Annotated in this window: 25 protein-coding genes, 1 other RNA gene and 1 pseudogene; 12 read left to right on the plus strand and 15 right to left on the minus strand. The window is 43.9% G+C overall.

From position 1 onward, the window contains the following. The first annotated feature begins 174 nt into the window (after positions 1-174). Positions 175-2,742 carry a hypothetical protein gene (locus A2048_00005; protein OGP09559.1) on the plus strand — a complete coding sequence of 856 codons (2,568 nt, stop codon included), beginning with the start codon at positions 175-177 and terminating at the stop codon, positions 2,740-2,742. On the opposite strand, the gene A2048_00010 is transcribed toward A2048_00005, so the two are convergent. From A2048_00010 to A2048_00060, 11 genes are all read right to left on the minus strand, one after another. After that, positions 2,739-3,950 (minus strand): hypothetical protein, encoded by a 1,212-nt coding sequence (locus tag A2048_00010; protein ID OGP09560.1) that lies wholly within the window; start codon positions 3,948-3,950, stop codon positions 2,739-2,741. The genes A2048_00005 and A2048_00010 overlap by 4 nt on opposite strands. A gap of 85 nt (positions 3,951-4,035) precedes the next feature. Further along, positions 4,036-4,887 (minus strand): hypothetical protein, encoded by an 852-nt coding sequence (locus tag A2048_00015; protein ID OGP09561.1) that lies wholly within the window; start codon positions 4,885-4,887, stop codon positions 4,036-4,038. Positions 4,888-4,938: 51 nt separating this feature from the next. Continuing rightward, a complete protein-coding gene (locus tag A2048_00020; protein ID OGP09562.1) occupies positions 4,939-6,210 on the minus strand; it encodes a hypothetical protein in 1,272 nt (423 codons plus the stop codon). Positions 6,211-6,299: 89 nt separating this feature from the next. Then, a complete protein-coding gene (locus A2048_00025) occupies positions 6,300-7,409 on the minus strand; it encodes a hypothetical protein (protein OGP09563.1) in 1,110 nt (369 codons plus the stop codon). A gap of 8 nt (positions 7,410-7,417) precedes the next feature. After that, positions 7,418-8,338 (minus strand): hypothetical protein, encoded by a 921-nt coding sequence (locus tag A2048_00030; GenBank protein OGP09564.1) that lies wholly within the window; start codon positions 8,336-8,338, stop codon positions 7,418-7,420. Further along, the gene (locus A2048_00035; protein OGP09565.1) at positions 8,338-8,889 is read right to left on the minus strand and encodes a hypothetical protein; all 552 of its coding nucleotides are present in this window, start codon (positions 8,887-8,889) and stop codon (positions 8,338-8,340) included. The genes A2048_00030 and A2048_00035 overlap by 1 nt, the downstream gene beginning before the upstream one ends. Positions 8,890-9,026: 137 nt before the next feature. After that, positions 9,027-9,506 (minus strand): hypothetical protein, encoded by a 480-nt coding sequence (locus A2048_00040; GenBank protein ID OGP09566.1) that lies wholly within the window; start codon positions 9,504-9,506, stop codon positions 9,027-9,029. Between the two features lie 146 nt (positions 9,507-9,652). Further along, positions 9,653-10,096, minus strand: coding sequence for a hypothetical protein (locus tag A2048_00045; protein ID OGP09567.1), 444 nt, complete (start codon positions 10,094-10,096; stop codon positions 9,653-9,655). A gap of 141 nt (positions 10,097-10,237) precedes the next feature. After that, positions 10,238-10,649, minus strand: an RNA gene (gene rnpB / locus A2048_00050) — RNase P RNA component class A. A 12-nt stretch (positions 10,650-10,661) separates the two neighbouring features. Next, positions 10,662-11,075 carry a hypothetical protein gene (locus A2048_00055; GenBank protein OGP09568.1) on the minus strand — a complete coding sequence of 138 codons (414 nt, stop codon included), beginning with the start codon at positions 11,073-11,075 and terminating at the stop codon, positions 10,662-10,664. Positions 11,076-11,189: 114 nt separating this feature from the next. Next, a complete protein-coding gene (locus A2048_00060; protein OGP09569.1) occupies positions 11,190-11,480 on the minus strand; it encodes a hypothetical protein in 291 nt (96 codons plus the stop codon). A gap of 169 nt (positions 11,481-11,649) precedes the next feature. On the opposite strand from A2048_00060, the gene A2048_00065 reads away from it, so the two are divergent. The 7 genes from A2048_00065 (at position 11,650) to A2048_00095 (ending at position 18,797) form a co-directional block, all read left to right on the plus strand. Then, positions 11,650-12,564 (plus strand): hypothetical protein, encoded by a 915-nt coding sequence (locus tag A2048_00065; GenBank protein OGP09570.1) that lies wholly within the window; start codon positions 11,650-11,652, stop codon positions 12,562-12,564. A 42-nt stretch (positions 12,565-12,606) separates the two neighbouring features. Next, complete coding sequence (locus tag A2048_00070; GenBank protein OGP09571.1) at positions 12,607-13,479, plus strand: hypothetical protein; 873 nt, start codon at positions 12,607-12,609, stop codon at positions 13,477-13,479. A gap of 32 nt (positions 13,480-13,511) precedes the next feature. After that, positions 13,512-15,518, plus strand: coding sequence for a primosomal protein N' (locus A2048_00075; GenBank protein ID OGP09572.1), 2,007 nt, complete (start codon positions 13,512-13,514; stop codon positions 15,516-15,518). 9 nt (positions 15,519-15,527) lie between these two features. Continuing rightward, positions 15,528-16,070, plus strand: coding sequence for a peptide deformylase (locus A2048_00080; protein ID OGP09573.1), 543 nt, complete (start codon positions 15,528-15,530; stop codon positions 16,068-16,070). Positions 16,071-16,148: 78 nt separating this feature from the next. Then, on the plus strand, positions 16,149-17,081 hold the full coding sequence (locus A2048_00085) for a methionyl-tRNA formyltransferase (GenBank protein OGP09574.1): 933 nt from the start codon (positions 16,149-16,151) through the stop codon (positions 17,079-17,081). Beyond that, positions 17,078-17,737 (plus strand): ribulose-phosphate 3-epimerase, encoded by a 660-nt coding sequence (locus A2048_00090; protein ID OGP09575.1) that lies wholly within the window; start codon positions 17,078-17,080, stop codon positions 17,735-17,737. Before A2048_00085 ends, A2048_00090 begins: the two co-directional genes overlap by 4 nt. A gap of 1 nt (position 17,738) precedes the next feature. Continuing rightward, the gene (locus A2048_00095; GenBank protein OGP09576.1) at positions 17,739-18,797 is read left to right on the plus strand and encodes a histidinol-phosphate transaminase; all 1,059 of its coding nucleotides are present in this window, start codon (positions 17,739-17,741) and stop codon (positions 18,795-18,797) included. Between the two features lie 4 nt (positions 18,798-18,801). Here the strand turns inward: A2048_00095 and A2048_00100 are convergent, their stop codons facing one another. Beyond that, on the minus strand, positions 18,802-19,344 hold the full coding sequence (locus tag A2048_00100) for an ATP:cob(I)alamin adenosyltransferase (protein OGP09577.1): 543 nt from the start codon (positions 19,342-19,344) through the stop codon (positions 18,802-18,804). A 25-nt stretch (positions 19,345-19,369) separates the two neighbouring features. Here A2048_00100 and A2048_00105 point away from each other — a divergent pair, with 25 nt between their 5' ends. The 4 genes from A2048_00105 (at position 19,370) to A2048_00120 (ending at position 22,241) form a co-directional block, all read left to right on the plus strand. Continuing rightward, the gene (locus A2048_00105; protein OGP09578.1) at positions 19,370-20,035 is read left to right on the plus strand and encodes a hypothetical protein; all 666 of its coding nucleotides are present in this window, start codon (positions 19,370-19,372) and stop codon (positions 20,033-20,035) included. A 30-nt stretch (positions 20,036-20,065) separates the two neighbouring features. Next, positions 20,066-20,866, plus strand: coding sequence for a thymidylate synthase (locus tag A2048_00110; protein OGP09579.1), 801 nt, complete (start codon positions 20,066-20,068; stop codon positions 20,864-20,866). Between the two features lie 35 nt (positions 20,867-20,901). Next, complete coding sequence (locus A2048_00115; GenBank protein ID OGP09580.1) at positions 20,902-21,396, plus strand: hypothetical protein; 495 nt, start codon at positions 20,902-20,904, stop codon at positions 21,394-21,396. Between the two features lie 95 nt (positions 21,397-21,491). Further along, on the plus strand, positions 21,492-22,241 hold the full coding sequence (locus A2048_00120; GenBank protein ID OGP09596.1) for a hypothetical protein: 750 nt from the start codon (positions 21,492-21,494) through the stop codon (positions 22,239-22,241). An 11-nt stretch (positions 22,242-22,252) separates the two neighbouring features. On the opposite strand, the gene A2048_00125 is transcribed toward A2048_00120, so the two are convergent. The 3 genes and pseudogenes from A2048_00125 to A2048_00135 form a co-directional block, all read right to left on the minus strand. Further along, positions 22,253-23,917 (minus strand): hypothetical protein, encoded by a 1,665-nt coding sequence (locus A2048_00125; protein ID OGP09581.1) that lies wholly within the window; start codon positions 23,915-23,917, stop codon positions 22,253-22,255. 1 nt (position 23,918) lies between these two features. After that, a complete protein-coding gene (locus A2048_00130) occupies positions 23,919-24,365 on the minus strand; it encodes a hypothetical protein (GenBank protein ID OGP09582.1) in 447 nt (148 codons plus the stop codon). Then, positions 24,362-26,187 (minus strand): annotated as a pseudogene (locus A2048_00135) (hypothetical protein). Before A2048_00135 ends, A2048_00130 begins: the two are co-directional and overlap by 4 nt.

The following is a 26,187-nucleotide window of genomic DNA, read 5'->3' on the forward strand; positions in this document are numbered from 1 at the left end:
TCCTTATATCAAAAACCGGGGCTGTTGCCGATCATGAATTACTAAAAATGTTTCCCCGACAGGCTCCTAGACAATTCATTCAAAGGGAATCCCGATTTTCTACTGACCCTTCTTCACACCGGAACTTATATCCGTTTTCAAGACATCCCCAAGGAGCTTCAAAGTAATTACGATGTGCTTTTAGCCTATACGTCACGGGATAAACAGTATTTGGCCGATATCGACCAAAAGCTGTTGACCCAACCCTTCCTCCTGGATTGGGCCAACCAAATAACATCCAATTATCCGAACCGTTTTAATCCAGCGGAAAGCGATCGTTATGAAGCCCTATTTTATCGCCGTACCTTACCTGCAAACATTTTAAGTGACTTTGATTTTCTAACCCGTCTTTTCCAAGGAAATAAAGCTTTGGCGTACCTTTGCACTTCAAACACCCAAATCAAAAATAATCGTGAACTCATTCTTCAATTACTTACAGATACAGAGGGTTGGATTTACCCTGATTTACCCGAAATGATTAAAAAAGATCCAGATCTCATCCTTCAATTGCCTGCCAAGACACTGGGATGGATCTATTCCAAGCTCCCTGATGTGTTAAAAAAGAATCCGGAAATCGCCAATAAAGCCATCAATGCTCATTTTCAAAACATCTATTCCCTACCACCCAATTTGCAAGACCGTCCCGAAATTGTGGACAAAGCTATTCAAACCAGGAAATGGCGCTATGTCCTTGAGCACGGCTTAAACCGCGTTCAGGATGATGAAAAGACTTTCATAAAAATCGTACGTGACGTGCCAGGCTCTCTTAAGAAGGCTTCAGCAAGACTCAAGCGCGATCCTATTCTTGCAGCCGTTGCAGTATCCAAGCATTTGCCCTCCATTCGCGATGTTGATCCTCAATTGGTTAACGACCCTGTTTGGCTGCGTTCCCTTCTTGAAAAAGAGCCTTATCTCTTCAGGGAATTGGATAAGGTAACCATGACAAAGTTCCTTGCTGATTCAAATTTGATGGCAAAAATCCTCGTCCAAGCCCCTTTACTGCTAAAACAAATACCCGACGACATGAAAAATGCCTTAAGCGATGACACCGTTTTGGGGATTGTAACAAAATGGGGAAACGGCTTGGGTGACCTGCCGCAAAAATTCTGGGACAACGAGAGCATCGTCCTCCAAGCTTATAAATCCTATGATACAGAAGACGAACCAAAGCTGGACTTTTTAAAAATTTCAGATCGACTTCGCAAAGATCCGAATTTTATCCGCCGTCTCGTGCAAACCAGGGGGCTTGTCTATAAAGATCTGTCTGAAAACGCTAGAAAAGACGTTGATTTGGCCTTCACCGCCGTCTCATCCGGGGAAATTGGGCAGAAAGATAACTTTAGGGGTAAGCTTATTCCCGATTCGGTTCTTAAAAATCCAAAAGTGCTGGAAGAATATCTCAAGCATCGCAGTCTACCCCCTGAAATTAATTTAGAAGAATATGATTTCGTCACCGAGGATTATGCCCTCCAGTATCTTAATTACAGAGCCTTGCCAAACAGATTGAAGGAAAATCCAAATTTTGTCTTAAAGCTCTTGAATAAAAATAAATACAATTACGCTCAATTGCCCGAAGAGATGAAAATGCGACCGGAAATCCAAGCATGGGCCACGGGCTTTCCAAAACAAATCTACAAAGACTACCCAGAAAGCCTGAAACTGGCCCAAAAAGATCTGGCGATTCTCGTCCTCCAACATGACCGGGCCAAGCTTGAAGATATCCCCGAAAGTTTAAGAAATGATCCGGACATAATTTCTGAAACATTAAAGACGGATCCTAAATACTATTCGTTACTCCCGGCTAATATCAAAAATAACCCACAAATTATTGAACAAGTACTTACCTATAATCATGAGTTATTTTACTTAGTTCCCCTGTCTTTTCATAAGGACGAAGATTTTATTTTCAGACTCGTCCAAAAAAATGTGCATATCGTTCAAAAATTGCCTTTTTCTCTGCAGAAAAAAATACTGGATCGTTTGGCACAGCTCTATCGGGATCGCGGCATTCCTCCTGAACATTTCCAGTCCTATCATGCCCTCCGCCAGTTCATGAATACAAAGACCGTGGACCCTTTATTGTTCAAATCGCTGGATACCTTTATTAAAGTGTATTTGACGGTGAAACAAGGATCAAAACCGGTAATTTTATTTTTTCAAGCAAAAAAAGACTGGGACAAGGCCTTTTATGATTACCCCATCATTGATCAACTGGTTCAAGATGGACGCTATGAAGTCATTTATAAAGAAGTAGAATCCGAAGACGAAATCTATGCCGTCATGGATGATTTGATCACTAAGGGAATCAAAGTCCGTCACGGAGTGATCTCAGCACACGGCAGCCAAGACACCATCGCCTTAAGCGATGACGATCCTGGCCAAACATTCCGATTGCCAAGCGAAAAAAATCAAGATTCTCCGAGAAGTATTGACTTCGCTGATTTTGATCAAGGTGAAATGGATCGCTTCAAAAAACTTTTCGAAGAAAAAGGAGATCTTGTTTTAGCCGCTTGCTCCAATGGTAAGGGGGAAACAAGCCGTGACAACTTAGCCAATCGCTTCACCACCGTCTTGCCCCACGGTGTAAGGGTCCACTCTTCTCCCAAATCCATGAACATCCGTGACTTTATCCTTAAAGAGGATGGAAGCATGGATGTTGTTTGGACAACGCTTAAGAGTTATGTAACGAATGGAAAAAATTAAGACAGCCCCATCAACCATTGATCTGCCGAAATCACCCACTGGATTTTACCATTTTTTTTCATCTTCTTTTTAATACCAGGCTTGTGAACTAACTGAATCGCATAAGGCACCTTCAATTTTTCCTGATAATAAAGGAGGGAACCCGAAAGATTTTCATCATTAAACTTGGCTTCAACAAGGCAAATCGGTTTTTGTTGTTCAAGAACTATAAAATCAACTTCACGTTTTTCCTTATCACGCACATAACGAAGCTCCAGGTTCCCTTCCCCAAGAGATTTCCATGTTTTCAGTGCTTTCAAGAGATGAGCCGCCACCATGTTCTCAAAACGGAGGGCAGGATCTTCAATTTCAACCCAATCAAACAAATAAGCCTTGGTTTCTTTCCTGAATGTCCTATGGAGAGAGCCCGCCTGAGGATGAATCTGAAACAGATAATAAAACTGGCTTAAAACTTGAATCCAATCTCTCACTGTCTCAAAGGCAACTCCCAGATCTTCTCGAAGGGCATTGATCGAAAGCGGACTTCCCACCCGATTCACAAGAAGATGGCTTAAAAGTTCAAGCTGGGACAAATCCCGGATTGCCGTGGCATCACGAATATCCTGACGAATCAATAGGGTCTTCCTTTCCTGTTGCCAAAGGTTGTAATAAGCTTTTTCTCCCTTGAAAAGGGGATCAGGGAAACCACTCAAGTTGAAAAGCGTTTCATAATTTTTGCGCGAAAAAGATCGGTCTCCATCATGGGATAAATTTTTTTTCCATTCGATATAAGGAGTAAATTGCCTTTCCATTTCCGCCAAAGTGAATGGAAACAGGGGCAAGGTCAGATAACGCCCCAAAAGGCTGTCTCCCCCTTTTTTAAATAAATCCAGACGGCCACTTCCTGTAACTATAAAAAGAAAATCATTTTTATATTTGTCAAAACAGCCTTTGAGATAATTTTTCCACCGGCCATATTTATGAATTTCATCAAACCAAACCAAATTATGTAAGGTTGTGTTTTCCTCCTCAAAAAAATAGGGATTTTTGGCAAACTTTTTTTGATCCGTCAACACATCCCAGTTAAAACGCACACCATCCCCATGGGACCCAAGATAGCTTTCAACCATGGTGGACTTGCCCACCTGACGCGGACCACTGACAAAAACCATTTTCCTGTAATTTTGGAGAAACTGGTCTAAAAATGGAACAAGGGTTCTTTTGTGCATGAATCTATGCTCAGACCAACATCTAAAAAAGTCAAGACTTTTTTAGATGTTGGTCTAATATATGGGCGACAAGAAAACATCTCTGTCATCCCTTTAGAACTTCTTCGTATTCTTTTCTGATTTGAGTTGTGATGGGCCCCGGCTTTCCTGATCCTATGTTCATGGGGTCAAACCACGTCACGGGTAAAATTCCCACCACCGAATTCGTCATGAACATTTCATCGGCTTTTTGGAGGTCTTCGGGTTTGGCATAAACTTCCTTCACCGGAATTTTATTCTGCTTAGCCAAATCTAGGGCAATGCCCCGTGTAATCCCGCCAAGCAAACCCACAGAAGAGCTAGAAGTATGCAGCTCTCCCTTCATAACCCAAAACAAATTCCCGGTAGTGGTTTCGGTGACCTGACCCTGGGAATTAAGCAAAATACCATCATAAGCCGCTTTTTCGGAAAGCTCGCGACGGGCGAGCATTTTAGAACCCCAGCTTAAAGATTTTACACCGCACAGAGGATTGGAATCGTTCACCACAGAGCGAATCAGGCACAGCCCAATCCCTTCTTTGAGATAAGAAGCGGGTAGCGCTTCGAGAGGTTCACAAGAGATAACTAAGTTGACTTCCAAATTTTCGTGGGGCGCCACTGGGCGCATCGTGGACGGGTCTTTGGCTGAAAGAATAATTTTGATGCGTGCGTTTGGGAGTTCATTAACCGCAAGCAAATCTTCCAAACTCTTCTTGATCTCACCGGGATGAGGAAAGGGAATCCCCACAAACGTCGCCGACCATTCCATCCGGGCCAAATGCTTATCAAAAAAAGGAATACGCCCATCATAAGTGCGCAAGGTTTCAAAAACACCCTCGCCAAAAAGATAGCCCCTGTCATGCACAGAAATAGCGGCATCCCTGGATTCAACAATTTTTCCGTTGATTGAAATTTTCATTTTTTGTACGGGCGTATTGTCCCGAAGGGATGCCTCTGGCAGGATACGCCCCTACCCTATTATTCCCAACGCCCCCATCATCCCGCTGGCCTTCACCATCATTTCCTCATATTCTTTTTGGGAATCGGAATCCGCCACAATCCCACACCCCGCATGAAAATAAACCTTATCACCCGCCATGGTCATGGTGCGAATGGGTAAATTCATGTGAGTCAAACCAGGCCCCATAAAACCAAGGGCCCCCGTATAAACTGAGCGTGCAACATCTTCAAGCTCATTAATAATTTCCATGGCACGCTTTTTTGGCGCCCCTGTCACGGAACCTCCTGGAAAGAGGGCCTTTAACACACTCACTGGATTTTCATTTTCTTTAAGAACCCCCCTCACTTTGGCCATACGATGGTGAACCTGGGCAAAACTCTCAACATGATCCAACGCACTGACCGTGACACTTCCATACTCACACACTTTTCCCAAATCGCTCCGCTCCAAATCCACAATCATCAAGAGTTCGGCGGCATCTTTATCGGATGATTTTAATTCCGCTTTTAATTTTTCATCTTCATCAACAGCCAAACTTCGCGGGCGCGTTCCCTTGATGGGGCTTGTGTCAACATTTTTTCCTTCTATTTTTAGAAATGATTCTGGCGAGCTGGACAAAACCTGGAATTCCCCTGTATTCAAAAAAGCCGACATGGGTGCCGGTGAAATTCGTCTTAAATGCTCATAAACATGGCAAGGGTTGGCCTTGGTTTGAGCCACAAATCTTTCGGTCACATTCACCTGATAAACATCCCCCGCCTTCAAATATTCTTTAATTAGATCAACTTTTTTACAAAAACTTTGAGAAGGATTTTTCTCTATCAAAGAACCTTTTTGTACCGATGATTGTTCATGATGTCGACAAGCCTGGTAAGCTTCCATCCAAAGGCCAGCCTGCTGGGATAATTCTTTTTCATTTAAAAAAGAGGATGCTAAAAAACATTTTTTTTCTTTTGTATCCAACACCAAAACCGATTCAAAAAAGCCAAACCAATAAAGGGGGAACAAGCTTTCCTGCGGCTTTATTTTTTTATATGGATCTAAAAAATGGTAAGCTTCATAGGCCAAAAAACCCACCCATCCTCCGCTTAAAAAATCACACCTAAGATCAAGGGAAAAATTTTGAAGTGCTGCCTCAAGCCTTGGCCAAGGGTCATCATTTCCGGAAAGGACGGACTTGGGATATAAGCCCGCATAGGAATAGCGAGCCATCTGGGATGAATCCAAAAAAAATGAGGCTGGCTTGTTCCCCACAATATGCGGGATCAAATCCGTCCCCATCCACGGCAAAGGCTTGGTTATCGTCTCTTTCCTGTTCACGGTGGCGACAAGATAAGAAAAAGAATCAAAAGTCAACTCTTGAAGCCAATCTAGAGTACTTGGGACAATTTACCCAAACCTTCAAGGGAATGGATATCCTCTTCCATAAGGGGAATTTTTATCAAAAACTGTTTTTTTGAAAGAAACGAGAAAAGATCTTCCAGAAAAACTTTCTGGCGGTCCGCTTCATTAGTAAACATCTGCATGACCAAACTCATTTTGTAAGCCAGTTCTTTTGATACCAGTTGGCTTAAAGCTACCTCTTGTTCCATCGTCATTTTAAAAGCTTCAAAAGGGCTTACCCTGTTGGCAATCACACCATCAAAAGGCAGGTGTAAATCCATCAGTTTCTCAATAAAAAACTTGGTTTCCGAAACCGAACGCTGGTCAACTCCACTCACCACAACAAAACTGGTTGTGTCTTTTTTAAGGATGGCTTCAACCTCCTGGGCACGTGACTGGAAACCACCCAATAATTCCTTAAACGAGACAAGCATTTCCGATATGTCCTGCAAAAATGCAAAACCCGTAATACGATCAAAAATTTTAAGGATGAATTGGGATCCTTTTTCAAAAAATCCAAAACCTGTTTTACCCACCATCATCGCGGGCTTTAAAAGGAGATGCAGCATGCTATGGCTGATGGCGTCCATCATCTTTTGGGGGGCTTCTAAAAAGTCAATGGCGTGTACCGTGGGTGGGGTATCAATAATGACAATATCATATTTTTCCTCTGACACAATTTCGTGGAGTTTCTCCATAGCCATATATTCCTGAGAGCCTGCCATCATCTGCGATAAATGCTGGTAAATTTTATTTTCCAAAATTTTATGCTGAATATCTTTTGAAGGCGAGTAACGCGCAATCACTTCATCAAAGGTGTTTTTGGTATCCAGCATCATGGCAAAAAGTTCGCCTTTAACTATTTTGCCACCATTAATTTTATCCAGTATGTCAGGATCAATCTTTCTGGCTTTTGAACCTTCAAGGCTTACCCCTAAAGAAGTGGCCAGGCGTCTGGCTGGATCAATCGTAAGAACAATGGTCCTGTGCCCCAAAAAAGCAGTCTTAAGGGCAAGGCTTGCCGCTAACGTCGTTTTGCCAACGCCGCCACTGCCACAGACGACAAAAAGTTTTTTCTTAATTAAAAGGTCGGGCATCATAGTGTTTATATGTTCGTCCATGCATCAACAATGGGTAAAAGGTCGCTGGCTATCTGGATAGGAGCCTCCATTTTAGGTGCCAGTATATAGGGGCTTCCTGGGTTTAATCTTTGCAATAACTCCATCATTTTTTCCTGAAGGCCAAGCCTATGAGATAAAAATTGGGCGGCTATGAAATAAGGCTTTAGCTTTTCGTTTACATTTTTTTCCAAAAAGATTGTTTTTTCTTCCTCCTTAGAAAAAATGTTTTTTTGATAAGCGTTCACAAAAATGGGGCCCACACCGATACCCAGTTTTGCTTTGATGCGACTTATGAGCTCTGTCATTTCAACAATGGGCATTTCTTCCAGAAGGGTAACCGGGCAAAAAACCGTCATGGTTTTATCTTGAAGGAAATCAATCATCTTTTTGCTTTGGGAATGAAGAGGGCCTACTTTGACTGCGTTATAAACAATCTGTGGGACTTCAAAAGCAGAAGCACCATGCCCTGTCGCCGGGCCATCCACAATAATCAGATCGTAGGGTTTTTGGGAATGACGGTGGGCAGCCAAATCATAGATTTTACCCACCATCATAAGCTCATTAAAACCGGGAACAGCGTTCAAAAAAGAAGTGACAAACCGGTTGTTGACAAAAGTATCAAAAACTTTCTTAAAATGAATCCGCTGTAGAATATATTCTTCAAAGCAATCTTTTGGGTTTACATTGATCCCAGAAAGATTTTTCTGACACACCGTTTCCTTGTACCCAATGGCCTTCAAACAAAAAAAACCAGCAACTCTTTCGGGGGCATTCATTTCCACAAGAAGGGTCTTTTTCCCCAAACGGGCAGCCATCAACCCCAAACTTATCGCCATGGTCGTTTTACCAACACCACCCTTACCTGAAAAAATGACGAGTCTTTTGTTTAAAACCAAATCCAGCATTATTTTTGATATTCCATCAGTTTTCTTTCAAGCTGGATAATTCTTTTTTGGAGGATTTTGATTTCACTTTGAAGGGAAGCCACTTGGGTCACGGATTCAACTGTGGATTTGATTTTCTCATCGATTTTTTTTGAGAAGTCTTGGGTTTTATGAATGACCCCCTGAAGAAGGGTTCCGTCATCGGGAGTAATCTCGTCTTTGATGCGATCAAAAACTTTTTCGGCCTCTTCCTTGGCTTTGGATAGAGAGGTCACCCCTGTGTCAATGGTCTTGCCCAAAAAGTCCTTAATGGTATCTCCACCTTCTTGAATGATTTTTTTCAAAGCTCCCAAAGGCAAAAGGCTTTTTTTCTTCTTTTCTTCTTCAAATAATATCTGCGTCAAAGTAACTGCTGTTAAGTCTTCCTTCGTACTATTATCAATCACCTGCACGTCACTGCCTTCTTTGATCATGCGAGAGATATCATAAAGAGTCACATAAGTGGAATTTTGTGTGTCATAAAGTTTTCTGTTTTGGTAGCGCTTGATCATTATTTTATTTTCTTTGTTCATAAATTTTTCCTTTGAAATGTGTTAAAAATAGTTGCGTCAATTTTGTGTCATAAAACTCCACAAACGCGTCATAAATATCAAATACAAGTTTGGGGAAATTGGCAAGGATTAATTTGATAACACTGGAAAGAAAGGGATCAGGCTACGTGAGCTGACTTAATTGTCTTTCTGACCTCGGTGGAAGGATTTAGAGGCTTCTTTTTCTGGTTTAACAGCACTTTTTTGACAGTCGCTAGTGCTTCTACTTTCAATTTACCTATTTCGTCATGAACATTACGTGTATTTTCTATTTCCTCATCAATAGCGGAAATAATGGAATCAACAATGTTTTCCTTAAGCTTTAAACCATCCTCCCCACTTAAGACAGGACCTTGCTGGGGTGGGGCTACTTTATCAATGGTATATTGCAATGCCCCGTTCACTTTTTTAAGGATGGGTTGCAAAAGCTCTGAAGAATTTCCCAAAACTTTGTGGGAAGCAGACTTTCCGACCAAATCTAGAGTGGCCTGAACAGCCAGAAGGATCTCTTTTACGGCTAAAACAACATGGTCTTTAACGCTGCCAAGCTGGTTTAAGTAATTGAGGAGAAAAATAATTCCGAGTTTGTCTAAACTCATAAGATCCCTCTTGGCGTTGTATTTTTGGTCACCCTAACAAAAAAGTCAAATAATTAATGTAGTGCAGTGTAATGTATGGCAACGAATTATAAGAAAATTAGCTAATATTGTCTACGTGATTATGAAAAATTTAAAAAAAAGAACCTCTATTTATAAAGAGAACGGGCGAAATAGCCGGGAGGAGTGGAATCAGAATCCTTCCGATAAAAATAAATCAGGATAAAATTCACAACAAGCATGGGGAGCAACAAGAATCCGGACACTATGAACAAAAAAATACTTTTAACTCCTACCCACAACAAAATATTATTCACCAACATAATGTAACAAACAGGAATCATGCTTTTCTGAAAATGTTCTTCCAAGCCAAACCCACGATCAGCCGGTTTATACCAACGGATAAGTCGAAAGATTGTAATGGCCGCCGCAATAGATATGTAAAGTGAATAAAAAAAGATGAGATTCTTTGAAGAAAACGACCCCCGGTCCAAAATGCGGGCAAAGAAAAAAACATGCCCCACCCACCCCATCCATAAAAGACCAGTGATAAGAGGGCTCTTGCGATTAAACAAAAAATGAAAAGGCATCATGTATTTTCCCCAAGGGAAACGTAGGATCCAAGATTCTCTGCCTAAAGGCAGAGGGCCTTGATAAAGCCAAGGCTCGCATCCTGCGCCAACGAGCGTAGGGGATAAAAAGGATGGGGGATGAGTGTGTCATCCCCCATGAAAGCATTTTTAAGTTCTGTAAGCCGGATTCTGTAGCCCCGCGTAACGGGGCGATGATCATTTATCTGGGCCCTTTATCACTAAAAGGCTCAATGCAGCCTACCCACCCCGTCAAAAGAAAAAGTTATTCACTTCTCTTTAATCAGACAAGCACTGACGATTTCCACTTCCGTAAAGAAAGGAAATCCACGGGGCCTATTTGGCCTTGCTCCGGGTGGGGTTTACCCTTTTCACTACAGCACCTCGCATAACGAAGCCTGTACATAGTTTCTGTGGCACTTTCCGTATCCGCACAAAGTGCGAACCCTGGCCGTTAGCCAGCACCCTGCTTGAAGGAGTCCGGACTTTCCTCTCTGATTTTGTAGGGACAATCCGAGGATTGTCCCTACATCAAAGCGATCATCCAAACCCAAAATGCTAAAAAAACTTACTCACTCAAATCATCGTTGAAGTCAATGGCTTCATTGGCCAATTGATCGGCCTTTTTATTTTCTTCACGAGGAATATGCGCAACCTTCACTTTTTCAAAATTCCCCAATAATTGTTTGGCTTCTAAAAATAAGGGGAGTAGATCCTCACTCTTTACTTTGTAAAGACCTTCTAATTGTCGAATCATTAATTGAGAATCAGCCTTGATGGAAACCTGCTTCACACCCATGGCAACAAGTTTTTTTAAACCCAGCAAGAGGGCCGCATATTCTGCCTGATTATTGGTCGCCCTTCCTAAATAGCGCCTTAAACCTATTTCTTCTCCTGCACCATTCACCAAATAAGCTCCAGCTCCAGCCTCACCGGGGTTTCCGCGACTGGCACCATCTGTAAATAAGGTCCATCCCGTCATTTTTTCTTTAAAGCCTCATTAAGCAAAAAGCCCTTCGGAATTCGCTTTCGTGAACTTCCCGAAGGGCTTTTTGATAAGGAAACCACCATTAAAAGGAGACTTTTCCTTTTAACGTTAGATCAGTTTAAAAGATTTAAACAAAAGCATTTCTTCCCGGGGCGAAAGGCTTGAAATAAGGGACATCGCTTTGGGAGACAGGCTTTGTTCAGAATAATCGGGTTTTTGAACCGGCTCTTCCTCGGAAGCTTGCGTACGAATTTGTACGGACACTTCTTTTAATATTCCTGCCACTTCTTCCCGGGTAAAAATACCCTTCAAGTTTTTCAAAGATTCAAACTCTTCGTGATCGGCCAAAAAATTTAAAAGTTCAGCCACGGCCTCTGGACTTAAGTCTTTGAATTTCATAGTGAACTCCTTGGATTGATTCAATTTTTCATAGTGTAGCATGGCTTTTTTGATCCTCGCAATAGCTTTTAACGCGGTTTGTTATTTTTTTCTTAAAAAGCCTCCTTGGTACGCCTTAAGTCCTTATGATACCCTAATAAAATTTAGAGGTTAAAAAGAGGAGACTTGTATGCCTTATCGGAACCCCTCGAAAAAAGTTGCTCAGGTTCGTATTGCCGGAAAAGATCGTAAAGGAATCATTGCCACTGCTACCGCCTTTCTTTACAAAGAAGGCTGTAATATCGAAGATATAGACCAACGTTTGCTCGACGATTACCTTACCATGAACATGCTGGTTGACTATTCCGACCTTGCCTCCCCCCTCCCTCAATTTATCAACAAACTTAAAAAAGCGGCCCTGACCGTAGGATGTGAAGCGGAATTCAATCCCCTTGAATCAAAAAAAATAAAAAATGTGGCTCTGCTCGTTTCCAAAGAGTCTCATTGTCTTCTTAACTTATTGGGAGACATGAAAAAGAAACAAATCAAAGGCCAACCCGTTGTCATCATCGGGAATCATCCCGATTTAAAATCCATTGCCGAAAAAAACAAAATTCCGTTTTATTATGTTGCCGCTGAAAAGAAAAAACTCCACGAAGCCAGGGTTTTAAAAATCCTGGAAAAATTTCAACCCGATCTCATTGTGCTGGCCCGTTACATGCAAATTTTGTCCCCTGAATTTGTGTTTCGTCATGAAGGAAAAATTATCAATATTCATCCTTCCCTTCTCCCGGCTTTTCCAGGCCCCAGACCTTATCATCAGGCATTTAACAAAGGAGTTGAAGTCATTGGGGTCACCGCTCACTTTGTGACAACCGACCTTGATGAGGGCCCCATTATCACCCAGGATTGCGCGCGTATCGACAAAACCAAGGATACTGTCGATACCTTCATTGCCAAAGGGCGCAACCTTGAGGCCAAGGTACTTTCCCGTGCCGTTAAACTCTTTGCTGATGACCGTTTGGCCCTAAGACGTGGCAAAGTGATCGACAACAAAAAACTAAAACTCCTTCTTGAAAGGACCCAGCAGTTTTACAAAGAGTAAACTTTACATTTGGGCTTAATTTGAATACTTTCTCGTTGCCTTATGACTCAAAAAATAAAAAAAGCCGTCATTCCTGCAGCAGGATTGGGAACCCGGTTCTTGCCCGCCACTAAAGTCGTTCCCAAAGAACTCATGCCCATTGTCGACAAACCAGGCATTCAACATATTGTCGAAGAAGCCCTGTCTTGCGGCGTTGAAGAAATCATTTTTGTTTTATCCAAAGACAAACTCCAGATACGTGACCACTTTGATCATGTCTCAAAGTTGGAAGATGAATTAAAAAACAAGAATAAAACATCCCTTTTGGAAAAAGTAACTCATCTCATTGATAAGGCCAAATATACCGTGGTCTATCAGGAAAAACCCCTGGGGCTTGGTCACGCAGTAGCCTGTGCCAAGGAAGCTGTCGGTGACGAATGGTTTTTTGTTTTTTTACCCGATGACTTGGTAAGCCACTCTGTCCCTTGTGCCGTTCAAATGTTGCAATTGTGGCAGGCAAATTTGGGGGCCATGGTGGCTGTGATGGAAGTTCCATGGGAACAGGTGAACCAATATGGGGTTGTTAAAGCCTCCCCCCTTACAGCAAGCCTTGGAAAAGTGGAAACCCTCATTGAAAAACCATCCCGCGAAAAAGCTCCCTCCAATCTGGCTATTATCGGACGCTATCTTTTGCCCCCGACTGTTTTTTCCCTCATTGAAAAAGTAAAACCGGGCGCTGTTGGGGAAATTCAGCTCACCGATGCTCTTATAGAACTTGCCTCAAGCGGTCTGTACGCCTTTCAATTTGAAGGAGAACGCTTTGATATTGGGAGCAAACAAGGTTTTGTTGAAGCCAATATCCATTACGCACTCAAAGATGCAGACATTGGCCCCAAAATACGTGATTTCGTCAAACTGGTTGCTGAAAGCCGGTAACTTACCTCTATAGTAAAAAAACCTTTTAATTTATGCCCTACCTTGACGTGGCCCTTCCTGTTCCTTTAAATCAAATTTTCACCTACTTTCATGAAAATGCTGACATCCCCTTATCTCAAGGGATGCGCTTATTGGTTCCCTTCGGCAGACGAAAAATGGTGGGCATTGTCACTAAAATACATGACCAAAAACCCGATATCGAAATCAAAAAGATTGAAACAATTTTGGACGACCAATCCCATCTTTCTCCCTCCTTTCTGGAATGGCTTGATTGGGCTTCCCGCTACTATTTTTATCCTTTGGGAGAAACTCTCCACACCGCTCTTCCCTCCTCTTTTTACAAACCTGTGTCGCTCAAAACATTGCAGCAAAAGAAAACACGGCCACGTCTGACACCCCCATACCCTTGGCACGACAAAGAACTAACACTGACATCTCCTCAGCAAAAAATTCTCGAAACTTTACTAAAAAAGAAATCAGAAAACCAAAACGTACTTCTCCATGGCATTACCGGTAGCGGAAAAACGGAAATCTATCTGGAATTGATTGAAACTGTGCTGAAGGAAGGAAAACAAGTCTTGTTCTTGGTGCCGGAAATTGGTCTTACCCCTCAGATTGAGGCACGCTTTGAAAAACGCTTTTCCGGACAGATGGGTTTATACCACAGCGAACTCACCGAAAATCAAAAACTGTCCATCTGGTTTCAAACACATCAGGAAAAATTAAAATTGGTTGTGGGAACACGCTCGGCCCTTTTTCTTCCTTTTCAAAACTTGGGGCTCATTGTCATTGATGAAGAACACGACACTTCCTATAAACAAGAAGAACGTTTTTGTTATCATGCCCGCGATTTGGCCCTGGTACGTGCCAAAATGGAAAAAGCTTTTGTTGTCATGGGATCGGCCACACCTTCGTTTGAATCATACATCAATGCTTTAAATGGGAAATATGCTCTCCTTCATTTAAAAGAAAGACCCACGGGCGCCAAGCTTCCTCAAATCGACATTGTTGATATGAATGCCGAAAAACGCCAGGCAAATAACCCCATGCTTTTGTCCCGAAAATTATTGGAATCCATTGGAGTGACCCTTCAAAAAAAGGAACAAACGCTCATCTTGCTCAATAAACGCGGCTTTGCGCGGACTGTTTTGTGCAACGAATGCGGAAAAACCGTCGGCTGCCCCAATTGCAGCGTCAATCTTGTCCTGCACAAGCAGAACAAAAAACTCTTGTGCCATTATTGTAATTATCAGGATGAGCTTCCTCAAACATGCCCGGCTTGCAAGGCCCCAAGACTCACCTGGCTTGGCTTCGGGACCGAAACCGTTGAAAACGAATTAACCGCTTGTTTCCCAAAAGCCCGTATTGCCCGTCTTGACCGTGACACCACAAAAAAAAGGGGAAGCCTCGTTCATATTCTGAACGATCTTAAAAATCATAAAATAGATATCTTGGTGGGTACACAAATGTTGGCCAAGGGGCACGATATCCCAAACGTTACCCTTGTGGGCATTTTGGGGACTGACAGCGGATTGGGACTTCCTGATTTTAGGGCCTCTGAACGCAATTTTCAATTGATCACCCAGGTGGCCGGCAGATCCGGACGGGCCGAAAAAAATGGCTTCGTCATCCTTCAAAGTTTTAATCCCAATCACGACAGCATCCTTTTGGCCTGCCAGCACGATTTTGAGAATTTTTTCAAAAAAGAATCCTTGCTGCGTCGCGAATTAGGATACCCCCCTTACGGTCGCATGGCCATGATACGGTTTTCAACCAATCAGGCAAAAAAAATGGACGCATTTCTTTCCCAGTTGCACATGCATTTAAAAACACTGCCCTTAAAACCGGCAACTATTTTGGGGCCGGCCCCTTCCCCCCTTGAAAAAATCAAGGGGCAACACCGGGTCCATCTTTTGATAAAGGCCCCCCAAGCCATGACGTTACATCAGGCCATTGCCAAAGTGGAAAACCTCCTCCAAAAAATGGGGCCCAGTGGCCTTAAATGGGCCATTGATGTGGATCCGCTGGCTATGTTATAAAATAATCAAATGTCTTTAGAAATTCTTACATTCCCCAATAAGCAGCTGAAGGAAAAATCCAAAGAAATCAAAAAAATCTCAAAAACACACGAACAGCTTGTAAGGGAAATGTTTCAAACAATGTATGAAGCCGGTGGTATCGGTCTGGCCGCCCCCCAAGTGGGGGAACTGATCAGGCTTGTTGTGGTGGATGTGCCCATTGTCAACCCCATCAATCCAGAAAAACAGACGCCGGACCCTGTTTGTTTTATCAACCCGCTTGTCATCAGTGGGCAAGGCCAAGCCGAGACCGAGGAAGGATGTCTTTCGTGCCCCGAACTCATTGTAAAAGTGACACGCTTTGATTGGATCGAACTTCAATATCTTGACCTTGAAGGAAACCAGCATATAAACCCGTTTACAGGATTAAAAGCAGTTTGCATTCAGCACGAAATTGATCATTTAAATGGCGTGCTTCTTGTAGACAAAGTCACTCGTTTGGAACGCGATTTATACCGCAACAAACGGATCAAAATTGCGGAAACTGAAAAAGATTTAGAAAATGTAATTTAGTTATGGATTATGAGTTATGAATTATGAGATTTTTCCCCCTCTTTCTCATAACTCATAACTCATAACTCATCCTCTTCTTTGAACCCATCCATTCTCTTTTTTGGCACCCCTGAATTTGGCAAAATTATTTTGGAAAAAATAATGGGGGCAGGTTACCCGCTTGTGGGCGTTGTTACCCAGCCAGACAGGCCTTCCGGGCGCGGGCAAGAAATGAAAACATCGGCGTGTGCCCTCTTTGCAAAAGGAAAAAATCTTCCTCTTTTCCAACCCGAAACTCTTAAAAACAAAGAAACCCTTGCCGTTTTGAAAAACTTAAATCCGGATTTTATTGTCAGTGCCGCCTATGGTCTTTTCTTGCCCCATGAAATCTTGACCATGGCCCGCATTGATATTTTAAATGTTCACCCATCGTTGCTTCCCCTTTATCGCGGAGCCGCTCCCATTCAACGGGCCATCCTTGATGGAAAAAAGGAAACGGGTGTCACCATCATGAGAACAACGGCCAAAATGGATTCGGGTCCCATCTTTTTACAAAAAAAACATCCCATTACCCCCGAAAATACCAGCGCCACCTTGCACGACAAGCTTGCATCTCTTGGAGGAGAATTGCTTGTGGAAGTTTTGGAGAAAATTCCCCAGGGGCTCACTGCCTACCCCCAGGATGAAACACAAGTAAGTTATGCTCCCATGCTCAAAAAAGAAGAAGGATGCATTCAATGGGACAACCCTGCACAAAAAATTTTGAATCAGATTCATGCTTTTCATCCATGGCCCTCGGCCTATACATTCATTGACAATAAACGCCTTAAAATCTACGATGGCTCTGTACTTCCAGAGGTTCCCCAACACAACCCGGGTACCATTTACCTGATAAGCCCCAAAGGATTGCATGTGGCTTGCCGGGGAACGGCTCTTTGCATTAGCGAAGTCCATCTTGAGGGGAAAAAAAGAATGCCCGCCTTTGAATTTGCCAAAGGGTCTCGTCTTAAAGAAGGGATGACTTTTTCATGAAACAAAAACTGATTGCACCTTCCATTTTGTCGGCCGATTTTTCAAAACTGGGAGAAGAAATCAAGGCTGTTGAAAAAGCAGACGCCGACTGGATTCACGTGGATGTGATGGACGGCCATTTTGTGCCCAACATCACCATCGGCCCCTTGGTAGTGGAAGCAATTAAAAAAGTCACCAAACTTCCCATCGATGTCCATTTGATGATTCAAAATCCCCAAAATTATGTGGCTGATTTTATCAAAGCCGGGGCCAATTATGTTTCCATCCATATTGAAGAAGGAACCCACCATGACCGTACCTTGAATTTGATTCGTGAACTGGGCGCAAAACCGGCCATTGCCATCAATCCGGCAACTCCTGTCACTACCCTGGAACATGTCCTGGATTGCGTGGATATGATTTTGGTGATGTCGGTAAACCCGGGCTTTGGGGGCCAAAAATTCATCCCTTACACAAAGGACAAAATACGTACTTTGCGCACCATGTGTGAGGTCCGCAAAAAAGACATCCTTATTGAAGTGGATGGCGGAGTGAAAGAATCAAACATCAGGGAATTATCTGAATTGGGAGTGAATGTCTTTGTGGCCGGCTCGGCCGTTTTTGGCAGCTCAAACTATGCCCAAACTATTGCCACCATGAAAAAAAACATCAGTTAAAATGAGTCAGGATAAAATTTTTAGAAAAGAAGTTTTGGAAGCCCCGGCCTATCACCTAGAGGCTCATGAAGGGGTCAAGCTTGATCAAAATGAATATCCCCTGGATATTCCCGTCACCTTAAAAGCTGAAATCATCGAACAGTTTCTCAAAACCCCCTGGAACCGTTACCCCTTGACAGACCCCGTTCTGCTTCAGAAAAAAATGGCCAAGCAATTGGATGTGTGGCCGGACAACCTGGTTTTTGCCAATGGCTCCAACGTGCTTATTCAGGCCTTGATCATCGCCTCGGCGCTGGGGAAAAAAATCATGGTGTTAGACCCCACTTTTAGTGTTTATGAAATCCAGGGAAAAATGCTTGGGTCAAAAATCATCCGTGTTCCCTTAAACGAAAATGATTTTTCTCTGCCTGTAGATGAGTGCCTTAAAACCATTCACAAAGAAAAACCCCAGATCATTTTTATCGCCAACCCCAATGCTCCCACAGGAAATCTTTTTGATAGCGAAGGTTTGAAAAAAATAGTCAAAGCCGCCCCAGGGCTTGTGGTGATTGATGAAGCCTATTTCCCTTTTTCACAGTTAACTCTAGCAAGTTGGATGAAAGAATTTGATCATCTTGTCATTTTGCGCACCTTCTCAAAAGCCTATGCCCTTGGCGGCTTAAGACTTGGCTATTTGATGGCCGAACCTGAAGTTGCCTACCAGGTAAATAAATGCCTTCTTCCTTTTTGCATCAGCAAGCTGACCTATGTCACGGCACTGACCCTGCTTGACCAACCCAATTATATCCAAGACCATGTCAAAGCCATTCTTTCAGAGCGTGCCCGTGTTTACAAAAACATGGAAACCATCAGCGAAATTAAAGCCTACCCCACTTCCACCAATTTCATTTTGTTTGAACCTAAAAACAAACCGGAACTTTTTGAAAAATTGATCAAAGAAAAAGTGGTCGTTCGCAAGATAAGCGATGGCCGACGCTTTAAAGACGCCCTTCGCGTCACCATCGGCACCAAAGAAGAAAACGACACCTTCCTTATCGCCTTAAAAAAAGCGCTTAGCTAATCATTTAATTCCAGGGAATATCGGCAATTCCTTCACGATGATTGGCCATGCGGGCGGCCATGAAGAGATAGTCGGATAGGCGATTGATATAAACTTCAAAAACATTCTCAAAATCTTCTTCTTTTTTCAAAGCCAGCAAATTTCTTTCAGCGCGACGGCACACCGTACGAGCCAAGTGGAGCTGGCTTGCCCCTTGGGTTCCCCCGGGCAGGATAAACCCCTTCATGGGAGGCAATTCCTTGTCAAAGGCATCAATGGCTTGTTCCAAAAAGGAAACTTTCGAAACGGGAAAATCAGACTTGGCCTTTTGTTTTTTGTGGGTGGGGTTGGCAAGCTTGGCTCCGAGTGCAAAGAGATCTTTTTGCACTTGCGCAAGTTGAGATTTAAGCTCTTGGTCTTTTATGAATGAAAACGCACATCCAATCACCGAATTAAGCTCATCCACATCGCCATAGGCTTGAATGCGGGAATGATTTTTTTTCACCCGTGTCCCATCAAACAAAGAGGTTGTGCCGTCATCCCCGGTTTTGGTATAGATTTTTGTCATAAATTAATAGGTCCTATAAGGCTTATTGGTCTTATTAAACGCTTTTATGTTTGTCAAAACTTTTCCAGTCGGTGCCTTTCAATGCAATTGCACCATTTTGGGCGATGAACAAACCGGTGAAGCCATGGTTATTGATCCCGGTGATGAAGGGCCTCGTATTATTTCTGAACTTCAAAAAAAATCCTTCAAGGTAAAGTATATTATTCACACCCACGCCCACCTCGACCACATTGGGGCCACTCGCCATTTAAAAGAACAAACCGGCGGCACCATTGGCTTGCACAAAGATGATCTTTTTCTTTATGAAAACATTGCCATGCAGGGAGAATTGCTTGGAATGCGCGTGGATCCAAAAGTTTCTCCGGTGGATCATTACCTCCAGCATGGGGACTGCCTTGACTGGGGCGATGATTTAACAACCGAAGTTTTGCACACGCCTGGCCACACACCGGGAAGCCTGACTTTTTTAATGAAAAATGCCATGGCCAATAAAAATCTTCTTTTTGCGGGAGATACTTTGTTCATGGGATCTATTGGCCGAACCGACTTATGGGGAGGGGATTACGATCTTATTTTGGAATCGATCAAAACAAAACTTTTACCCCTATCTGAAGACACTGTTGTTATTTGTGGGCATGGGCCCAACACAACCATCGGGCAGGAAAAAAAATCGAACCCGTTTTTGAAGTAGGGACAATCCTAGGATTGTCCCTACACCCGTATGCAACAATATCTTTCTCTTTTAAAAACCGTGTTAGAAACCGGCGAACGCCGGGAGGATCGCACCGGCACCGGCACTTTAAGCCTCTTTGGTTATCAAATGCGCTTTGATCTTTCACAAGGATTCCCTTTGGTCACCACCAACAAATGCCATTTACGTTCCATCATCCACGAACTTTTGTGGTTTTTAAAAGGCGATACAAACATCCAATATTTGCACGACAACAAAGTGGGCATTTGGGATGAATGGGCCGACAAAGACGGAAACCTGGGACCCGTATACGGTTATCAATGGCGGCACTGGGGAGCCAAGGGAGAAAACAAGGGCATCGACCAGATTTCGCTCCTCATTGAACAAATTAAAAAGACCCCTTCGTCACGACGTCACATTGTCAGTGCATGGAACGTAAACGATGTCGATAAAATGGCCCTCCCTCCATGCCACACTATGTTCCAGTTTTATGTGCACACCGATGGCCGCCTTTCCTGCCAGCTCTACCAACGCAGTGCCGACATTTTTTTGGGCGTTCCATTCAACATTGCCAGTTACGCCCTTCTTACCATGATGGTTGCCCAGGTCACAGGGCTTAAGCCGGGGCATTTTGTCCACAGCTTTGGGGATGCCCATCTTTACTTAAATCATTTGGAACAAACCCAATTACAGTTATCCAGGGAACCCTACCCCCTTCCCCAAATGAAAATAAATCCGGAAATAAAAAATATTTTTGAGTTTAAGTTTGAAGATTTCAGGTTAGAGAACTACAATTCGCACCCGGCTATTAGTGCGCCGATTGCTGTCTGACGCGTCGGACTTGTCGGGCTCGTCAGACTTTAAAAATGCTCTCCATTATCGTGGCCATGAGTCAAAACGGGGTGATTGGCAAAAACAATCAGCTTCCATGGCATTTATCCGAAGATTTGAAACGGTTTAAAACCCTTACCATGGGGCAGGCCATCATCATGGGCCGGAAAACCTTTGAGTCGATCGGAAAACCGCTTCCCGGAAGAACCAACATCGTCATCACAAGAAACAAAAAATATACGGCCCAGGGAGTCATCCTGGTCTCAAGCCTTAAAGAAGCCCTGGAGAAAGTGCCAACCAATACCGAGGCTTTTGTTATTGGGGGGGCCGAGATTTACAAAGAAGCCCTTCCCCACGCCCAAACCATTTACCTCACCCGCATTGAAAAAGAAGTGGAGGGAGATACTTTTTTCCCTGTACCCCATCTTGAAAATGATTTTAAAGCGGCAGACACCTCAGCCATTTTTCTTTCACAAAAAGAACATTTCTCCTATTGTTTTATCACCCTCAAACGAAAGGAACAAAAATGAAAAGCATCAATTTCTTATTTTTTCTGTTTTTTCTGGCCATTACCGAAGGCATATCCATGCTGGTTTTAAAAACCAGTGCGGCTCTGGGCGAAGCCATGATTATTGCCTCCTTTTTTATATCGTGGCTTTTAGCCATCGCCATCAAAATTGCCGACCAGTGGGAACGCATCATTATCCTGCGGCTTGGAAGCTTTTCATCCGTTAAAGGCCCGGGCGTATGCTTCATCATTCCCATTGTTGATCGTGCCATTTTTGTGGACACACGCACACTCACCGTTGAGATCCCCAAACAACAAGTCATCACCAAGGATAACGTGCCCGTTTCCATCAACGGTGTTGTTTATTTTGCCGTTGTTGATCCATCCGAGGCTGTCCTTAAGGTGCAAAATTACATGTTTGCCATGCTACAATACGCCCAAGCCACCCTGCGCGATGTCATTGGCGGAATGTCACTAGATCAACTTTTGGCTGAGCGGGAAAAGATTGGGAAAGATATTGAGCAAGCCGTCGAACAGGCAAGCAAAACTTGGGGGCTTAAAGTAAGCAATATCAAGATTCAGGATATCGACATGCCGGAAGAATTGAAAAAAATGATGAGTCGTCAAGCCTCGGCGGAACGCGAAAAACGGGCCACCATCACCAAGGCCGAAGGAGACAAAGAAGCCGCCGTCAATCTTTCTCTTGCGGCAACCACCATGGCCAAAAGCCCAGGGGCCATGCAATTGCGCACCCTCCAGACCATTGATGGCCTTGGACCCACAGCTTCAAATACCGTAATCATCGCTCTTCCTTTGGAATTGATAGAAGCCGTGGATGCCTTAAAAGGCGCTTTAAGAAAAGCATAAGCACCATTTTTTTAGGGCAGGTTGATTTGAAGCACATTGTAGAGCGTTATCAGTGATTCTTCGGCCTCGGGCACTTGTTCAAAGTGCGTATGAATGCTGCCATCCGCTTCTACCTCCGCCAACGGCAACCCCTCTAAAGCCAGCATGCACACAGCATAGGAAGGATAGTTTGTTCCAAGGATATCTTCAGCTGAGATGCGGATGTTGTTTCTCTCACGGTTATAAAGGGTGGCACAGCTGGTTCGGCAAGCCCCTACCTTGGACAATAAACGATACAAAAAGATGCTCTCCACTTGGCGCGTCATGTAAGTGTTATAGTTTAAAATCCATCCTGCGGGATCGGTAGTACTTACTCCTTCTCCTTGCTTGATCAGGCGCATTTCAACCGCTTTCTTTAATTCTGCCAAATATTCATGGTCGCCGGGCACGTTGGTAAATGGGTTTGCAACATCATCGGGATAATCCACACAGCCCTCCCGTTTCATCAGGCGCAGAGCCAATCCGAGGAAATCCCCCCTCTGCATGGGGAAATCGGTTTCAAACTCGGGATCAAAACCAAGGGTGGCAAGTACATCATCTTCCAACACACTCGCTTCAGGAAATTCGGTGCGTTCAGGGAACCCATCCAAATAGAACATATGATAATAAATATAGGCACCCTGGGCGCGTGTGACTGTTTGAACACCGTACATCACATCGTTGGGATCGCGATTCTCGTCGAAATCAGGCAGAGCGCCCATCTCGTAGGCATATTTATAATTATCACGTGCAATCCAGTGAGGGGTGGTCAAATTGCCAATATCCGGACCACCATACTGGCTAGCCACCATCCAGAAATAGTTGGAATGGTTCTTGCTAACCTGAATCAGGGATCGTGCGGCCTCCAAAATGGGACGATACAAACCCTGTTCACTTAGCGGGCTCGGGCAGCCGGGCATGGATGGCTTTAATATCCTGCGATTGATGGCAAAATTAAAATACGGGTTCCCCGGGCAGATCCCATTAACTTCCGCCCGCGCCAATTCTCCAAACCCGGCAATATTGATCGGCACTTCAATTTCTTCCTGAAGAGGGAGCGGCTCATCAGGTCGTAGAACACGAGCCCCCAGCGGCACGGGCCAGTAGCCTGCATCCACCAAGACACAAATTTCTGCTTCAAAACGATGCCCGCGTACATCGGCTAAAGCTTGGCACAAACTCTGCCCTTCACCACAGCCGTGGATACTGACTGGCTGACCCAAACCAGAATTGGTACAGGCATCCACATTGTTGGCCACACCATCGCCATCCACATCGTCATCACAGGCGTCCCCTGTTGCATCCCCATCAAAATTATCTTGGGCAGGGTTGGCACTGTTCGGGCAATTGTCGTTTGTATCCAGAACACCATCGGCATCTTCATCATGCCGGCAAGGATCGCCAATGGGATCATTGGGATCAAAGGGGCAGGCGTCTTGCAGATCAGGGACACCATCGCTGTCGGAATCAAGATTGGCGGGAATCACGACAAGTTTTCTTAAACGGTTTCCCATGGGGTCGTAGGTGTAGTTGATTTGAATTCCTGTGTTGTACGCGACATTGGTCAAGCGGCCTAAACGGTCGTAGGTGTAGGTAAGCGAGGCTGCAAACCCTGTTATCGGGAAAAGAAGACTTATGAGAATGAGTAATCGTTTCATATTACCTCGAAAAATAATTCACCAACAAAGCCAGGAGAATAAAACCTACAAATATCGCCCCGTTTAAAAGCCACTGTTTACGGTTTGCCTTGCGGTTTATTCGCCATGAAACCTCCAGCGAAGCAAAATCATCCGGGTGACAAAAGGTTTGTTCCGGCGTTCTATAAGTTTCCAACTCATCTCCCCGGACCCGCGCATTTAGTTTAGTGGCCAAATCAAGCATGACCTGAAGCATTTCGCGTTCAGGGTTCTTGACCAAAATCTCACCGTCTTTCCACATCAAAACAGCTTCTTGATCATCATCCATGAATAATATTTCAAGGCACTCATTGGGAGCCTGCCTTATCTTAAGAGAAGGTATAAACCCCACTGCTTTTTCAACCTCAGTCCGTGAAATTGGTTCTTGATTTTTCCCCTTTGTACGGAGAATTCTAACCAAGTAACTCATTTGCCACTCCTTACAGCTTCACCTGACAAAGACGGTGTTGTTGTAAGAGATTCTATCGCCTCAAAAGATTGTTGGGTCCCTGTAAATACGGTTCCTGCTCCCGAATAAAGGCGCGGGGTATTTACAAGACCTTTGCCCCTTTCATACAGCAAGGGTATTCCTTCACCAAAGGTGGAAGGACCATTGCTGTAGAGCTTCTCATGAGCCTTCCATTGATTAGGTGTTGTCAAATCGGCCCAAACACCGCGGGCATTCCCCCATGTCATATCAGGAGCCAATCCCCCGGCTCCATTAGAGCCTCTAAAAGAATTTTGCGCAGAGCTACTTAAGCTTCCGTCAATGGCATCAGCCACCTGTTTGTGAATTTTTGTTCCTTCCTGTGCGGCATTGGTTGTTACATCGGCCGCTTTCGAGAAATAATGGGCGTTATCAGCAATATGAATTACATCCGATCCAACATTGACTGAATCAACGACGGTATTCCCCGCACGCAAAGCCTTAACTCCTGCACTGACCCCGGCTGGCAAGAAAGGAACAAACGTCGCCCCTACATCGTAAACCAAACCCAACACATCAAGTGCTGCCCAACCCCAATCTCCTTTTTGGATATTGTCCTGCAGCGAATAGACACCCAAGCCAATATTTAAAATATCCCAACCCGTTTCAAAAATCTGGCCCGATGGATCAACATATGAAACAGGATTATTTTCCACATAACCATACAAATTCATTCCCCCAACCAATCCGATCGGATCTCTTGAAATAAACCTGCCGGCCACAGGATCATAATAACGGGCACGCATATGGTAGAGTCCCGTTCCATCGTTTTGAACCCCCAAACGCCCAACATATTGAAAGGGATTTGGTGTATTCCCCGTGCTCCTGTTTAAGCCTCCAAATTCATCGTACAAATAAGTATCGGTCACATTGCCCTGGGGATCTGAGAGGGCCACCGTAGAGCCAAGTGGGTCATAATGATAATAGCGGATTTGCGAGCCATCCGCGGCCACTTTTGCGGCAAGACCCAATCCATACACATAATAATTTTGGATATTGCCAGCATTCGCTTCCGCAACAACATTGCCAAGGACATGGTTGGGATCAATAACAAACTGGGTATGCTGATTTCCTCGGGCCATCAAAACCCTATCGCCATCACCATCATAGGTAAAATCAATCTGCCCTGCTGGTGAAAGAATGGAGCTGAGCTGATTTTTTTCATTAAAATTGTAAGTGGAAAGTCCTGCCGCCTCGGTTTTCCTCGCAAGATTGCCATTGGCATCATAAGAATAATTGTCGTTTGCCCTATTTGTAAGGGCGTTTTCATTATTGTAAGCCGATGCCGAATCTTCTGCAGAAATGAAAGGAAGTAGGGGTTCTTCTTTCTCTACCTGAGTACGCCTTCCCAACGCATCCAAAGTGAATTGATAACTGGAAAGCACTGAATTATCAGGCTTACGATTTATCAAACCAACAAGCCTTGAAGCAGCATCGTAATTGTAACTGCTTTGGTGCCCATTGGGATAACGCATCCCTGTCAGATGACCTGCACCATCATAAGAATAACGGGTCACATTACCCAACCAATCGGTCAGGCTTTCCAATTGGCCCACGGCATTGTAGGCATAATTCACACTCCGGTTTCCAGGATAGGTCATCCGGGTCACAAGTCCGCTTGGGTCATAAAGATATTGCAAAATAAAACCACGGGGGTCCTGCACACGATTCAGGCGATTTAAGACATCATAGATATAATCGGTTCTGCCCATGGCATCCGTTCGCGAGAGACGATTACCCACGGCATCATAGGCGTAGGAAACAC

Source organism: Deltaproteobacteria bacterium GWA2_45_12, assembly GCA_001797365.1.
Taxonomy (GTDB): Bacteria; UBA10199; UBA10199; order UBA10199; family UBA10199; genus UBA10199.